General features: G+C 69.2%; 14 protein-coding genes. 3 read left to right on the top strand and 11 right to left on the bottom strand.

Annotated features, from left to right (window positions below; translation table 11 throughout):
* Positions 1-20: 20 nt before the first annotated feature.
* On the top strand, positions 21-395 hold the full coding sequence (locus tag MJ605_RS10740; RefSeq protein WP_243041513.1) for a YciI family protein: 375 nt from the start codon (positions 21-23) through the stop codon (positions 393-395).
* A 34-nt stretch (positions 396-429) separates the two neighbouring features.
* On the opposite strand, the gene MJ605_RS10735 is transcribed toward MJ605_RS10740, so the two are convergent.
* Positions 430-1,644, bottom strand: a complete 1,215-nt coding sequence (locus MJ605_RS10735; RefSeq protein ID WP_243041512.1) for a beta-ketoacyl-[acyl-carrier-protein] synthase family protein — start codon at positions 1,642-1,644, stop codon at positions 430-432.
* Positions 1,645-1,654: 10 nt separating this feature from the next.
* Entirely contained in the window at positions 1,655-1,909 is a 255-nt protein-coding gene (locus MJ605_RS10730; RefSeq protein ID WP_243041511.1) for a phosphopantetheine-binding protein, read from the bottom strand.
* Between the two features lie 224 nt (positions 1,910-2,133).
* On the opposite strand from MJ605_RS10730, the gene MJ605_RS10725 reads away from it, so the two are divergent.
* Together MJ605_RS10725 and MJ605_RS10720 are read left to right on the top strand one after the other, a co-directional pair.
* Positions 2,134-3,192, top strand: a complete 1,059-nt coding sequence (locus MJ605_RS10725) for a peptidogalycan biosysnthesis protein (protein WP_243041510.1) — start codon at positions 2,134-2,136, stop codon at positions 3,190-3,192.
* Complete coding sequence (locus tag MJ605_RS10720) at positions 3,179-4,054, top strand: arginase family protein (RefSeq protein WP_243041509.1); 876 nt, start codon at positions 3,179-3,181, stop codon at positions 4,052-4,054. The genes MJ605_RS10725 and MJ605_RS10720 overlap by 14 nt, the downstream gene beginning before the upstream one ends.
* A 90-nt stretch (positions 4,055-4,144) precedes the next feature.
* On the opposite strand, the gene MJ605_RS10715 is transcribed toward MJ605_RS10720, so the two are convergent.
* The 9 genes from MJ605_RS10715 to cfa all read right to left on the bottom strand — a co-directional run bounded on the left by MJ605_RS10715 (position 4,145) and on the right by cfa (position 13,449).
* Positions 4,145-5,341 carry a DegT/DnrJ/EryC1/StrS family aminotransferase gene (locus MJ605_RS10715; RefSeq protein WP_243041508.1) on the bottom strand — a complete coding sequence of 399 codons (1,197 nt, stop codon included), beginning with the start codon at positions 5,339-5,341 and terminating at the stop codon, positions 4,145-4,147.
* 12 nt (positions 5,342-5,353) lie between these two features.
* Positions 5,354-5,791 (bottom strand): DMT family transporter, encoded by a 438-nt coding sequence (locus MJ605_RS10710; RefSeq protein WP_243041507.1) that lies wholly within the window; start codon positions 5,789-5,791, stop codon positions 5,354-5,356.
* Positions 5,792-5,795: 4 nt separating this feature from the next.
* Positions 5,796-6,161 carry an EamA family transporter gene (locus MJ605_RS10705; RefSeq protein ID WP_243041506.1) on the bottom strand — a complete coding sequence of 122 codons (366 nt, stop codon included), beginning with the start codon at positions 6,159-6,161 and terminating at the stop codon, positions 5,796-5,798.
* Positions 6,162-6,177: 16 nt separating this feature from the next.
* Positions 6,178-7,017, bottom strand: coding sequence for an alpha/beta hydrolase (locus MJ605_RS10700; protein WP_243041505.1), 840 nt, complete (start codon positions 7,015-7,017; stop codon positions 6,178-6,180).
* A gap of 169 nt (positions 7,018-7,186) precedes the next feature.
* Positions 7,187-8,173, bottom strand: coding sequence for a cytochrome-c peroxidase (locus MJ605_RS10695; protein WP_279237532.1), 987 nt, complete (start codon positions 8,171-8,173; stop codon positions 7,187-7,189).
* Between the two features lie 138 nt (positions 8,174-8,311).
* Positions 8,312-8,830: a hypothetical protein gene (locus tag MJ605_RS10690; protein WP_243041503.1), complete on the bottom strand. Its 519-nt coding sequence runs from the start codon at positions 8,828-8,830 to the stop codon at positions 8,312-8,314.
* Between the two features lie 170 nt (positions 8,831-9,000).
* A complete protein-coding gene (parC, locus tag MJ605_RS10685; protein ID WP_243041502.1) occupies positions 9,001-11,238 on the bottom strand; it encodes a DNA topoisomerase IV subunit A in 2,238 nt (745 codons plus the stop codon).
* Between the two features lie 125 nt (positions 11,239-11,363).
* Positions 11,364-12,239, bottom strand: a complete 876-nt coding sequence (locus MJ605_RS10680; protein WP_243041501.1) for a TraB/GumN family protein — start codon at positions 12,237-12,239, stop codon at positions 11,364-11,366.
* A 91-nt stretch (positions 12,240-12,330) separates the two neighbouring features.
* Positions 12,331-13,449 (bottom strand): cyclopropane fatty acyl phospholipid synthase, encoded by a 1,119-nt coding sequence (gene cfa / locus MJ605_RS10675; protein WP_243041500.1) that lies wholly within the window; start codon positions 13,447-13,449, stop codon positions 12,331-12,333.
* Between the last annotated feature and the right edge of the window lie 38 nt (positions 13,450-13,487).

Raw genomic sequence — 13,487 nt, 5'->3', positions numbered from 1 at the left:
GCCCCGCCGAGGGAGGCAGCATGAAGTTCCTGGTGATGATCTACAACGACGACAGCCTGCTGGAGGCCCTGCCCGAGGGCGAGTTCGACCATATGATGCGCGGCTGCCTGGTCCATGCGGATGAATTGCGCGCCGAGGGATGCCTGCTCGATTCCATGCAACTGGAATCGCCGGCGCAATCGAAGTCCGTGCGCGTGCGCGACGGCAAGATGAGCGTGATCGACGGGCCGTTCGCCGAGGCCAAGGAATACCTCGGCGGCTTCAACCTGATCGAGGCGGCGGACATGGATGAGGCCGTGGCCATCGCCCAGTCGTTCCCGTGGTCGCGCACCGGGCGGATCGAGGTAAGGCCGGTGCGCGACATGGAGGCGGTGCGGCGGCGGGTCGGGGCCTGATCGCCGCGCTGCCTTCCCCTCTCCGGAGAGGGCGTCATGGCGCGCGGCGGATGGCCACCACGGCGTTGAGGCCGCCGAAGGCGAAGGAGTTGCTCAGTGCCGCGTCCACCTTCGTCTCGCGCGCCTCGTTCGGCACGTAGTCCAGATCGCAGGCAGGATCGGGGCCGAGGTAGTTCAGCGTGGGCGGCACCACGCCGTGGCGGATTGTGCCGATCGCGGCCAGCAGTTCCAGCGCGCCGCCGCCGCCGAGCACGTGGCCGTGCATGGGCTTGGTGGAGGAAATCGCCAGCTGCCGTGCGTGCGTGCCGAACACCTGGTGGATGGCACGCGTTTCCGTGCTGTCGTTGGCCACCGTGCCGGTGCCATGGGCGTTGATGTAGCCGATCTCCTCCGGCGCCAGTCCGGCATCGCGTAGCGCCATGCCCATCGCTGCGGCGGCGCCGCCATCCGAGGGCGCGGCGATGTCGCCGGCGTCGGCGCTCATGCCCACGCCGGCCAGTTCGCAGAGGATCTCCGCGCCACGCGCCTGGGCCGATGCCAGCGTCTCCAGCACCAGCATGCCGGCGCCTTCGCCCAGCACCAAGCCGCGGCGACCGCTGCTGAACGGGCGGCAGGTATCCGGCGCCAGCACGCGCATGGCTTCCCAGGCGCGCATCAGGCCCAGCGTGATGCAGGCTTCGGCGCCGCCGACCACGGCCGCGTCGACCATGCCGGCGCGGATCATCAGTGCCGCCTGCGAGATGGCGTGGTTGGACGAGGCGCACGCGCTGGCCACGGCGAAGGTCGGACCGGTGATGCCGTGCACCATGCTGATCTGGCTGGCCGGCGCGTTGGTCATGATGCGCACGATGCCCAGCGGGTGGAAACGGCCGACCTTCTCCGCATAGAGCTTGCGGTACAGGCCCTCGCGGGTTTCCTCGCCGGCCACGCCCACGCCTACCACCACCGCCGTGCGCGCGGCGCGCTCGCCATCGAAGCGCAGGCCCGATTGCGCGATCGCCTCGCGCGCCGCCACCAGCGCGTACTGGCTGATCGGGTCGAGCAGCGCCAGGCGCGATTCGTCGAAATGCACGGTGGGGTCGAAATCCTTGATTTCGGCCGCGATGCCACCGCCGCGCAACTGGCCGGGCTCGATGCGGCTGATCGGGCCGATGCCGGAGCGGCCCTCGGTCATGCCCTTCCAGATGGTGGGTACATCGTGGCCGAGCGCGCAGATGCCGCCCATGCCGGTAATGACGATACGGCGCATGTCGGGGTGCTTAGCCTTGGGCGTTCTTCTGCGCGAGCTGGCGCTCGATGGCTTCCACGAGCAGGCCGACGGTGCCGTTCTCCATGTCGGTATCCTCGTTGGGCAGGTTGATGTCGAAGTGTTCCTCGAGGTCGAAGATCACCTCGATGGCGTCCAGAGAGGCGATGCCCAGGTCCTTCAGGGTGGATTCCGGCGTGATCGTGTCCAGCTCGATCTTGGCCTGCTTGGCGATGATGTCGAAGGTTTCCTGTTGAACGGTGCTCATGGTCGCTTTCCTGGGTTCCGTGGCGCCGGCCGGCGCGGCATCGGTGCGATGCCATCCGTCAAGCCTGACGGAAGCGCCGAGGCAAAGTCCAGAACGGATGGTGTACGGAACGGTACGTTTATCCTGCCTCTGTCGCCTTTCGCCTGGCTTATCGCCATCGCCGGCCGTGCCAGGCTGCTATGCGGGGACGTATCCTATGCGCTTGTGCCTTGTGGACTTGCCTTGTGCGGTACCTGAACCAGCTCGAGCCGGATGCGCTGATCGCCCGGTTCGCGGAGCATCCCCCGATCGGTTTCAGCGTGGTGGAGGCGGCGGACACGCCAGCCTTCGTGGCGCCATTCGACCTGCTCACCACGGCCGATGCGTCGGTGCGGGAGCGGCTCGTGCATGCCCCGGGCTACCGCTGGTGGGGACGCCTGCTGCGCTGGCGCACCGCGTTTGTGGGGACCACCGTGTCCGAATACGCGCTGTTCCCGCGCGACGCCCAACCCGCGGCGCTGGCCGAGGCGTTGCGCCGCCAGTTGGGCCGGCGCCAGCGGCTCACCATCGTCAAGGACATCCCGCAGGCCTCGCCGCTGTTCGACGCCGCCGCCGGCGACTGGTGCCGGCGCTTCGCCGAGGCCTGCGCGGCGCAGGGCTTCGTGTTGCTGGAAGGGCAGGCACTGGCTTATGTGCCGATCGATTTCGCCAGCGAGGACGAGTACCTGTCGCGGCTGTCCGCCGGGCGCCGCAAGGACATCCGCCGCAAGCTGCGCAAGCGCGGCGAGGTGGTGGTGGACATGCTGCGCTGCGGCGATCCGGCGTTCGCCGACGAGACGACGATCGATGCCTTCTATGCGCTCTACGAGAACGTCTACGCGCAGAGCGAGATCCACTTCGACAAGCTCAGCCGCGGCTTCTTCGCCGCCGTGCTGCGCGACGCGGCGAACGGCGGCGTGGTGTTCGTCTATCGCCGCCAGGGCGCGATGATCGGCTGGAACCTGTGCTTCGTGGTGGACGGCAAGCTGATCGACAAGTACGTGGGTTTCGCCTATCCGCAGGCGCGCGAGCAGAACCTGTATTTCACCAGTTGGTTCCACAACCTGGCGTTTGCCCGCGAGCAGGGCCTGGGCTACTACGTGGCGGGCTGGACCGATCCGGAGATCAAGTCGTACCTCGGCGCGCGCTTCACCCTGACCCGGCACGCGGTGTACCTGCGCAATCCGCTGTTGCGCCTGCTGGCGCGGCGGCTGGCGCGCTTCTTCGAGAGCGACAGCCAATGGGGCGCGCATGAACCGGCGTGAACCGCTCGTCCTGGATTTCGACGGCTCGGTCGGCGACCTGCCGGGCGCGACCACGCTGGCCTTGGCGGATTGGCAGGAGGCGATCCGCTTCGGCTGCAGCCTGCGCACCTTTCGCCGCCTGAGCGGGTATCTCGATGCGCGCCTGCCGGACGAGTACGGCACGGTGCTGATGGGGTCGGGCGACTACCACCATCTCACCTGGCCGCTGGTGGAGCGCCAGCGCGCGCGCGGGCCATTCCAACTGGTGGTGTTCGACAACCATCCCGACAACATGCGCTTTCCCTGGGGCGTCCACTGCGGCTCGTGGGTGCGCCGGGTGGCCCTGTTGCCGTACGTCACCCACGTGCACGTGGTGGGCATCACCTCCGGCGACATCGGCGCGAAGCACGCATGGGAGAACTACCTGCGCCCGCTGCGCGCGGGCAAGCTCAGCTACTGGTGCATGGACGTGGACGTGGCCTGGGCGGCGCGCCTGGGGCTGGCCGGCGCGTTCCATCGCTTCGACGATCCGGATGCGCTTGCCCGCGCCTTCGTGGACTGGCTGGGCCAGGCACCGCAGGCCACCTACCTGTCGATCGACAAGGACGCCTTCAGCGTCGATACGGCGCGTACCAACTGGGACCAGGGCCGGCTGGAGGAACGCCATGCCATGGCCATCATCGAGGCGCTGCACGGCCATATCGTGGCCAGCGACATCAATGGCGAGATCTCCGCCTACCACTACCGCACCTGGTGGAAACGCCTGCTCAGTGGCATGGACGGCCAGGCGCCGGTGCCGCAGGCCGAACTGGAGGCCTGGCAGGCGCAGCAGCGCGCGCTCAATACCCGCCTGCTGGCCGCCATCGCCGCAAGCAGCCGTTGACCCGCGTGGTTCTGTAGGAGCGCACCCAGTGCGCGACCATCCCGCATGGCTGCACCGGTGGCGCATGGCGGTCGCGCACTGGGTGCGCTCCTACAACAGGGATTGGCGCAGCACGCGGTGGATCGACTCGAACGCGGCATCGCCCAGCCACGGGCTGTTGGTGATGGTGAGGGAGCGCCCGGCGAAGTCGCGGGCGCGAGGCAAGGGCGTGTCGGGCACGATGCCACGCAGGTAGGTGTAGTCGGGCAGGGCATGGATGAATAGCCGGCTGACGCCCAGCCCGGCCGTCCATAGCACGCTCATCGCGCGATCGCGCGCATCCGCATCCGGCAGGGTCAGCAGCAGGAAGGGCCAGGTGCCGCGCTGGTCCGGCGCATCGTCGAACACGGTGACGCCGGGTAGCTCGCGCAGCCGCGCGACGCGATGCCATGCCTGCGTCCGCGTGGCGTCGAGGAAGGGGCGCAGGCGCGGCAGCGCGCGGGCGCCTACCGCTTGCCGCCAGCCGCTCACCGTATGCAGCGGGATGTCCGGGCCGAAATCGTCGCCGACCGCGGCGACCGGGTCGCCGGCGGCCAGCGCCTTGCGCAGCGGTCGGCCATACACCAGCGGTAGCAGCGAGGGACGATAGGCGAGGGCGTAGCCGGCCAGTTCCAGGGCACGCTGCCAGTCCATGCGCGCATCGCGGCGGACAAGCGCCTCGTGGCTGGCGGCGAAGGCTTCGCGCAGCGCCGCGTCGCGCGCCAGCAGCAGGCCGCCCTCGAACAGGGTGAGCCCCTTGCCGACGGCCAGGCTGAAGAAGCCCGCATCGCCGCGCAGACCCACGCTGTGTCCATCCTGTTCGGCGCCCAGCGCCTGGGCGGCATCCTCCAGTACGTAGGCGCCCGCCCGTTGCGCGGCGGCGAGCGCCGCATCCACGTCGGCCACGCGGCCGGCCAAGTGCGTGGGCACGATCGCCAGCGTGCGTCCGCCGCACAGGCTGTCGAGCTGTCCAGGGTCCATGTCGAAATGGTTCGGCGCCAGGTCGCACAGCACCGGCTTGAGTCCCGCGCGGTGGATCGCCAGCGCCACCAGCGGGCAGGTCCAGGCGGGTACCACCACCTCGTCGCGGCGGGGGCGCAGCCGGTGCATGGCATGCAGCGCTACCACCATCGCGGCGGTGCCCGAGCATTCCAGTTGCAGTTGCGCCACGCCCAGCCACTCGGCCATGCGTTCGGCGAACGATGCCCGGCCGGGCCGCAGGTCGCCCAGGTGGAGCGGCAGGCCGGCGGTCGGTGGCAGCTCACGCATCGGGCGGCCTCGTCAGTCGCCCGCGGCCACGCCCAGGGCGCCCTTGGCCTCGGTGGGCGCGTCGTGTTCCGGATGCGCATCGCTCTCGGCGAAGGCCAGGCAGACGATGCCGGCCACGATCACGGTGGCGCCGAGCACGCGCGGCCAGGTCAGCGGCTCGCCGAACAGCCACACGGAGAACAGCATCACGCTCACTACTTCCAGGTGGGTCACCGCGAAGGCGGGACCGATCGGCGCATGCTTGAGCAGGGTCATCCAGGTGAAGAAGTTGCCTACGTAGCCGATCACCGCGACGTAGATCCACGGATGGCCGAACACGCGCACGATCCACGCCCAGTTCGCCTCGGGCGGGAAGGCGTGGTTGCCGGCGTACTTGAAGCTGAGCTGCACCAGGGTGTCGAACAGCACCAGCACGGTGAATCCGATGGCGTAGAAGCGGGCGCGGCTCATCGGTTCAGCCTCCACCGGCCAGGCCGACGAGGGCCACCCCGGCGGTCACCAGCGCGATGCCGGTCACGCGCAGCGGCGTCAACTTCTCTTTGAACAGCAGGCGGCCGGCGATCATGATGACCACGATATTGATCGAGCCCAGCAGCACGCCCTCGGACAGGTCCACCAGCGAGAGGAAGGCGATCCACACCAGGAACTCGGCGACGTAGGAGGCCACACCGACCCAGATCCACGGCCGCGCTAGCATGTATTTCCAGCGTGCTACGCCGTCGCCGGCCCGGGGATCGCCCGCCGCCGCCTTGAAGGCGAGCTGGCCGACGGTGTCCAGGGTGACGTTGAGCAGCCACAGCGAGACGACCAGCGGGGTCATGCGGGCGCCTGCCTGCTCAGGCCGCGGCGCGCGCGGCGGGTTCGTAGGTGGCGGCGATCCGCTGGAAGAACGCGGCGGAGCGGTCGATCAGCAGGCGGCGTTGGCGGTCGATGGTGACCATGTGGTAGCTGTCCTCCAGCCACAGCGTCTCCACCGGGCCGGATACCGAGCGCTCCACCAGGCGCGCGTTGCCGATGCTGGCGACGTCGTCCTCGGTGGCGTGCGCGATCAGGCAGGGCGCCGCCACCCGGGGCAGGTCGCGGCGCACCACGGCGGCCATCTTGTACATCTGCGCCAGCGAGGGCCACGGGTTGCCCGGCAGGCCGGCCGCCGCGCTGTCGCCGCCCAGCATCAGCGAACTGATCTGCTGGCGCAGGCGTTCGTCGCGCAGGCCGTAGGGCTCGTTTTCGTGCACCATGCGGTGGCGGCCGATGCCGAAGCGGTCGATCAGTGGCAGCAGGAAGGAAAGCTTGCCGTACCACGGCGTGGCCCAGCCGTCGTACTTGAAGGTGGCGCCGTACACGCCCACGCCCTTGACCCAGTCCGGATGTTCGGCGGCGAGCTTGAGCGCCAGCACCGCGCCCATCGACAGGCCAGCCACGAACAGGTGGTCCACTTCCTGGCGGAACCGCTCGGCGGCGGCTTCCACGCTGGCGTACCAGTCGTGCCAGCCGGTGGCGATCAGGTCGTCGGCATTGCCGCAATGGCCGGCCAGCTGCATGCCGTACGTGCTGAAGCCGGCGCGGCTCAAACCCTTGCCGACCAGGCGCATCTCCGCCGGGGTGCCGGTCAGGCCATGAATGAGCAGCACACCGCTGCGGCCGCCTTCGAAGCGGAACTCGACGTTCTGGATCACTTGGCGGGCTCCGGTGCCGCGGGCGGCAGGGAATACACGGCGCGACGGTGCGCTCGCGAAAGGTGAGAGTAAACCATGGAGCCAGTCTGCGGGCCCACCCTTTCCAATAACTTTCGGTTGCCCGCCGTGGCGGGGCGCGGCCTGGCGGCGCCCCGCCTCAAGCCTGGAACTATTGGGGATGCGGCGTGCCGGTGCTGCGCGGCGGCAGGGTGGGATAGGCGATGTTCGGCTGGTGGCCGGTCAAGGTCTTGAGGAACAGCGTGATGGATTCGACGTCGGCGTCGCTGAGCTGCTTGCCGAGCTGGGCGTTGCCCATGATGGCGACGGCTTCCTTGAGGTCCCAGACCTGGCCGCTGTGGAAATAGGGCGCGGTGAGGGCCACGTTGCGCAGCGGCGCGGCGCGGAACACGTACTCGTCGCTTTCGGTGCGGGTGATCGCGAAGCGGCCCTTGTCGGCGCTGGGCCGTACCGCCTCGCCGGGCTGGTTGACCAGGCCGAACGGGAAATAGCCCTGGCCACCCACGTTGATGCCGTTGTGGCAGGCCGCGCAGCCGCTGTCGACGAAGGTCTGCAGGCCCTTGCGCTCATCGGCGGTAAGTGCCTTGTCGTCGCCCTTGAGGAAGCGGTCGAAGCGCGAGTCCGGCGTGATCAGCGTGGTCTCGAACGCCTGAATGGCCTTGGCCATGTTCTCGAAGCTCACCGGGGCCTTGTCGCCGGGAAAGGCCAGGCCGAAGGCCTGCACGTAGCCGGGCATGCTGGCCAGGGTCTGCTCGACGTTCTGCGGTGTGTTGTGCATTTCCACCGGATTCTGCACGGGGCCCTTGGCCTGTTCCTCCAGGTCCTTGGCGCGGCCGTCCCAGAACTGCGCGACGTTGAACACGGCGTTGAACACCGTGGGCGAGTTGCGCGCGCCCTTCTGCCAGGCATGGCCGGTGGAGGTGGGCACGTCGTCGGCCCCGCCGGTGCCGATGTTGTGGCAGTTGTTGCAGCTGATGACCTGGCTGCTGGACAGCCGCGGGTCGAAGAACAGCTGCTTGCCCAGCGCGACCTGGGCCGGCGTAACGGGCTGGCCGTCGACCGTGCCGACGGTTTCGGGAATCGGCTTGAACAGCTCCCTGGCGCGGTCCAGCAGGGTATCCGCGTGGGCGGGAGCCATGGCCAAGACCAAAGGCAGGAGCGCCCCCATGGCGCCCCTCGGTATCGATCGCATGGTGGTCTCCTTGTCGTGGTGAGCGCGGCAAGGAGAGTGCATTCGGGCTGTGGGCGGGCTGATATGCATCAAGCCCTGGTGGCGTCAGCGACCGAAGTGCCCGGTGGTGCCCCCGACCGAGATGCTCATGCCCCCGGTGGGGTGCTCGCAGCTGCCGAAGGCCTGGCTCAGGGTGACGCCGCCGCCGGTATAACTGCCGCTGAAATGGTTGCCGGAGACCACGCCGGTGCTGATCGCGCCATGCACCTGCGGCTGGTTGTAGGTGGCGTCGTCGCAGGTCACCGCCGGCGGCGGGCTGGCCGCGGCCTGGGTATCGCCGATCGCGCCGCTGGTGTCGCCGTAGTAGGTGCCCGGCGGGTCCTTGGCGTAGGTGCCGCCCTGGGCCGGTGCGCCGGCCTGGCCTGGGGCGGCGTTGCTGGCGACGGCGTCGCCGGCGGGCTTGGCCGGCGATGCCTGGCTGGCCGCCGGCGCGGGGGCGCTGCTGCTGGAGGCCGGCAGGTTGGCGGGCAGCCGGAGGTTCAGCGCCGGCTCGTTGCTCTGCGCCCAGGCCGCCGCGGCGAGCAGGCTGCCGGCGAGGAAGGCGGTGGTGCGGATGATCTTCATGGGAAAACTCCGGGGACGTGCTGCCTATAACGCGCCACCAGCGCCGGTGTGCACACATTTCCCTTCGATGCCGGGCCGGAGGGGAAGTTCCGGCCCCGCTTCCGGTGACCGGCCCCGGCCGCGACGGGACGCCGCGGTCGGATGCAGGGTGTGCCCGGTCGCGGGGAAGGTCAACCCGTGGTCTCGATGCGCTCCACCCGGCGCAGGCCCTGCGGCAGCAGGCCGCCGCGGGTGGCGCGGTTGCCACCGTACTCGACCAGGTCCGACCATTTCAGCTTGAGCTTGCGCTGGCCGGCGTAGAGCGTCACTTCGCCCTTGCCCTCGGCGACCACGGCGATGCCGACGACCTTGACGCCCGCTGCAAGCTTGGCCTTGGGCACGTCGATCAGCTTGTTGCCCTTGCCCTTGTCCAGTTCCGGCAGCTCGGCCACCGAGAACATCAGCAGGTGGCCCTCGGTGGTGACCGCCACCACGCGGTCGCGAGCCGGGTCGGCGCTGACCTGCGGCGCCAGCACCCTGGCGCCGTCGCCCAGGGTGAGGATCTGCTTGCCGGCCTTGTTGCGGCCGGTGAGCGCTTCGAAGCGGGTCACGAAGCCATAGCCATGGTCGGTGGCGAGGATCAGGCGGGTGTCGTTGTCGCCGGCGATGAGCGCGTCGAAGCTGGCGCCAGCCGGCGGGCTGAAGCGGCCGGTGAGCGGCTCGCCGTTGCCGCGCGCCGAGGGCAGCGTGTGCGCCGGGGTGGAATAGCTGCGGCCGGTGGAGTCGATCACCGCGACCTGCTGCGTGGTGCGCGCCTTCACCGCGGCGAGCAGGCTGTCGCCCTCGCGGTAGTTGAGGCCATCGGCATCGACGTCGTGGCCCTTGGCCGCGCGGATCCAGCCCTTGGCGCTCAGCACCACGGTGACCGGCTCGCTGGCCACCAGCGCGCTTTCATCCAGCGCCTGGGCGGCCTCGCGCTGCACCAGCGGCGAGCGGCGCTCGTCGCCATACTTGGCGGCGTCGGCGCGCAGTTCTTCCTTGATCAGGCCCTTGAGCTTGGCCGGCGACTTCAGCAGCACGTTGATGCGTGCGCGCTCCTCTTCCAACTGGTCACGCTCGCCGTTGATCTTCATCTCTTCCAGCCGCGCCAGCTGGCGCAGCCGGGTTTCCAGGATGTAGTCGGTCTGCTCCTCGCTGAGGCCGAAGCGCGCCATCAGTACCGCCTTCGGTTCCTCCTCGGTGCGGATGATGCGGATCACCTCGTCGAGGTTGAGGTAGGCGATGCGCAGGCCTTCCAGCAGGTGCAGGCGGCGCTCGACCCTGGCCAGGCGATGGTTGAGCCGGCGCGTGACCGTGTCGGTGCGGAAGGCCAGCCACTCGGTGAGGATGCGCTTGAGGTCCTTCACCTGCGGCCGGCCGTCCAGGCCGATCATGTTGAGGTTGATGCGGAAGCTCTTTTCCAGGTCCGTGGTGGCGAACAGGTGCTGCATCACCTCGGCCGCATCCACGCGGTTGGAGCGCGGCACCACCACCAGGCGGATCGGGTTCTCGTGGTCGGATTCGTCGCGCAAGTCCTCCACCATCGGCAGCTTCTTCGCGCGCATCTGCGCGGCGATCTGTTCGAGGATCTTGGACGGGCTGACCTGGTGCGGTAGCGCGGTGATGACGATGTTGCCGTCGTCCAGGTGGTACACGGCGCGGGCACGCACGGTGCCGGTGCCGCCCTGGTACATCGCCAGCAGTTCGTGGCGCGGCGTGATGATCTCGGCCTCGGTGGGGTAGTCCGGGCCCTGGATGTGCTCGCACAGGTCCGCCACGGTGGCGTCGGGGTCGTCCAGCAGGCGGATGCAGGCGCTCACCACCTCGCGCAGGTTGTGCGGCGGGATGTCGGTGGCCATGCCGACGGCGATGCCCATCGAGCCGTTGAGCAGCACGTGCGGCACGCGCGCGGGCAGCCAGCTCGGTTCCTCCAGCGTGCCGTCGAAGTTCGCCACCCAGTCCACCGTGCCCTGGCCCAGCTCGCCCAGCAGCGCTTCGGCGATCGGGCTCAGGCGCGACTCGGTATAGCGCATCGCCGCGAAGCTCTTGGGGTCGTCCGGCGAGCCGAAGTTGCCCTGGCCATCGACCAGCGGGTAGCGGTACGAGAACGGCTGGGCCATCAGCACCATCGCCTCGTAGCACGAGGTGTCGCCGTGCGGATGGAACTTGCCGATCACGTCGCCGATGGTGCGCGCGGACTTCTTGGGCTTGGACGTCGCCGCCAGGCCCAGCTCGCTCATGGCGTAGATGATGCGCCGCTGGACCGGCTTGAGCCCGTCGCCCACGAAGGGCAGGGCGCGGTCCAGCACCACGTACATCGAGTAGTCGAGGTAGGCCCGCTCGGCATATTCCTTGAGCGGGATCTGTTCGAAATTGGCTTGCAGATTCATGCGGTTACGTCATTTCGCCTGCGCGCGGGCGACGCGCTTAACCGGGCGATGGTGCCAGAAAGGGGGGATGGGGGGCGAGGGGGCGCATGGTCAACCGCTCCCACAAGAGCGATTGGGCGTCGTCGTCAATCCTTGATGCGCGTGCACTCGATGCCCAGCTTGCGCAACTGTTCCTGCAGGCTGTCCGGGCCGGCCAGGTGGCCGGCGCCCACGGCGACGAAGCTGATGCCCGGCTGCCTGAGCCGCTCGGCGATGACTCTGGCCCAGGCCTGGTTGCGCGTCACGATCAGGCGCTGGTAGAGCATGGGGCTTTCCTGGCGCAGGTCCTCGTCCTCGATGCGCGCGATGGCGCCGGTGTCGCCGTCGCGCCAGGCATCGACCAGCTCGCGCAGCCTGGCCGGGCCGTCGGACACTTCCTTGAAGGACTGGCGCAGGAAATCCAATTGCATGAACTCGGGCAGGTCGGCCAGCATCAGGATCTGTTGCTCGGCCGTCTCCAGCCCGTCGACCGGCTTGCCGGCCTGCTGCATGCGGGCCCTGAGCCGCTTGTCCACGCCCTGGCTGGGGTCCATGCCGGCCTGCATCAGCGGCGCCATGGTCAGGGTCAGCGCGGCCAGCCACGGCCGCATCGGCTGCAGGGCCGCCGCGCCACCGGGCAGCTTGGCGGCTTCCGCCGCCTGTTGCAGCGCGCGCTGGTCGTTGGCGTCCAGCTTGCTCGACAGCGTCTGGCCCAGGTCCAGCCCGTGATGCATCACCAGCGTCTGCATGGAGGCGGCATCGTCGTCGACGATCTCGATGCTCAGCCGCTGGCTGTCCGACAGCGCCTTGTCCAGCGCGGGGAACATCCAGTCGGCATCCGAAGGCAGCAGGTGCACGGTACCGAACAGGTAGACCGTGGCGTGGCCGTTCCTCGCCACCCACAGCCCTGGTTGGGCGTGGGCGGCGGTGGCCAGCAGCAAGCCCAGGATCAGCGCGGCGGCGATTCTTCGAAGCAGCTTCAAGGCGATATCCGGATCAGGTGGCGGGGCCGCCGATCGGTCCCCGTGCCAGCCAACGCACTATGGTCGGCGCGACGCGGTGCCGCAAGCGGATTCAACGCGGCACGCGATAGCCTCCCGGCACGCCATGGGGGCTGAGGGTGAGCTGCCACAGCTGGTCGCGGCGGCTGCGGAACACCGCGGCCGATACCGCCAGGTAGAAGTGCCACATGCGGCGGAAGCGGTCGTCGTAGCGCGCCGACAGCTGCGGCCAGGCGGCGTCGAAGTTGGCCCGCCAGGCGGTGAGCGTGCGGTCGTAGTCGGCGCCGAAGTTGTGCCAGTCCTCCACCACGAACAAGTCCTGCAGCGCCGCGGCCACCTGCGCGGCGGAGGGGATCATCGAATTGGGGAAGATGTATTTCTCGATCCACGGGTCGGGCCGGCTGGGCGCGCTGTTGCTGCCGATGGAATGCAGCAGGAACAGGCCGTCCTCGCGCAGGCAGCGCCGCGCCACCTCGAAATAGGTGCGATAGTTGAGCGCGCCGACGTGTTCGAACATGCCGATGGACAGGATCGCGTCGAACGGTTCGTGCAGTTCGCGGTAGTCCTGCAGGCGGATCTCCACCGGCAGGCCGGCGCACAACTGGCGCGCGAACTCGGCCTGTTCCTGGGAGACGGTGATGCCCACGCCCTGCACGCCGTAGTGCTCGGCGGCGTACTTGAGCGCCTCGCCCCAGCCGCAGCCGATGTCCAGCACGCGCTGGCCGGGCCGGAGCCGCAGCTTGCGGCAGACCAGGTCGAGCTTGGCGGCCTGCGCGTCGTCGAGGTTGTCCGCCTGCGCCCAGTAGCCGCAGGAGTACACCAGCCGCTGGCCCAGCATGGCCTGGAACAGGTCGTTGCCCAGGTCGTAGTGGGCCTTGCCGATCTCGAAGGCGTGCTCGCCGCGCTGCAGGTTGATGAAGCGGGCCTTCAAGTGGGCCAGCAGCGTGTCCAGCGTCTTCAGCTCGGTGTCCAGCTGCGCGCCAAGGATGCGGGTGAACATGCCGGGCAGGTCGTCGGCGTCCCACCAGCCGTCCATGTAGCTCTCGCCCAGACCGAGCGATCCGTGCGCGAATACGCGGGCGTACAGGCGTTCGTCGTGGACGCGCAGGTCGGTCGGCGCGTCGCCGTCGAGGTGCACGCCGGCATGTTCCAGCAGGGTGGCCGCGCGCGCTTTGAGTGAATCCTGGCTCATGCGTTCCTCGTGTGGCTTGGCGGTGAGGCGTGATGTGG

Source organism: Dyella sedimenti, from assembly GCF_022760995.1.
Classification (GTDB): Bacteria; Pseudomonadota; Gammaproteobacteria; order Xanthomonadales; family Rhodanobacteraceae; genus Dyella; species Dyella sedimenti.
This window is presented reverse-complemented; position numbering and strand designations above follow the sequence as displayed.

Bases quoted from the DNA above. Each gene is read 5' to 3' on its own strand.
- MJ605_RS10740 (WP_243041513.1), top strand. From the start codon at position 21: ATGAAGTTCCTGGTGATGATCTACAACGACGACAGCCTGCTGGAGGCC.
- MJ605_RS10735 (WP_243041512.1), bottom strand. From the start codon at position 1,644: ATGCGCCGTATCGTCATTACCGGCATGGGCGGCATCTGCGCGCTCGGC.
- MJ605_RS10730 (WP_243041511.1), bottom strand. From the start codon at position 1,909: ATGAGCACCGTTCAACAGGAAACCTTCGACATCATCGCCAAGCAGGCC.
- MJ605_RS10720 (WP_243041509.1), top strand. From the start codon at position 3,179: ATGAACCGGCGTGAACCGCTCGTCCTGGATTTCGACGGCTCGGTCGGC.
- MJ605_RS10715 (WP_243041508.1), bottom strand. From the start codon at position 5,341: ATGCGTGAGCTGCCACCGACCGCCGGCCTGCCGCTCCACCTGGGCGAC.
- MJ605_RS10710 (WP_243041507.1), bottom strand. From the start codon at position 5,791: ATGAGCCGCGCCCGCTTCTACGCCATCGGATTCACCGTGCTGGTGCTG.
- MJ605_RS10705 (WP_243041506.1), bottom strand. From the start codon at position 6,161: ATGACCCCGCTGGTCGTCTCGCTGTGGCTGCTCAACGTCACCCTGGAC.
- MJ605_RS10695 (WP_279237532.1), bottom strand. From the start codon at position 8,173: ATGGCTCCCGCCCACGCGGATACCCTGCTGGACCGCGCCAGGGAGCTG.
- MJ605_RS10690 (WP_243041503.1), bottom strand. From the start codon at position 8,830: ATGAAGATCATCCGCACCACCGCCTTCCTCGCCGGCAGCCTGCTCGCC.
- parC (WP_243041502.1), bottom strand. From the start codon at position 11,238: ATGAATCTGCAAGCCAATTTCGAACAGATCCCGCTCAAGGAATATGCC.
- cfa (WP_243041500.1), bottom strand. From the start codon at position 13,449: ATGAGCCAGGATTCACTCAAAGCGCGCGCGGCCACCCTGCTGGAACAT.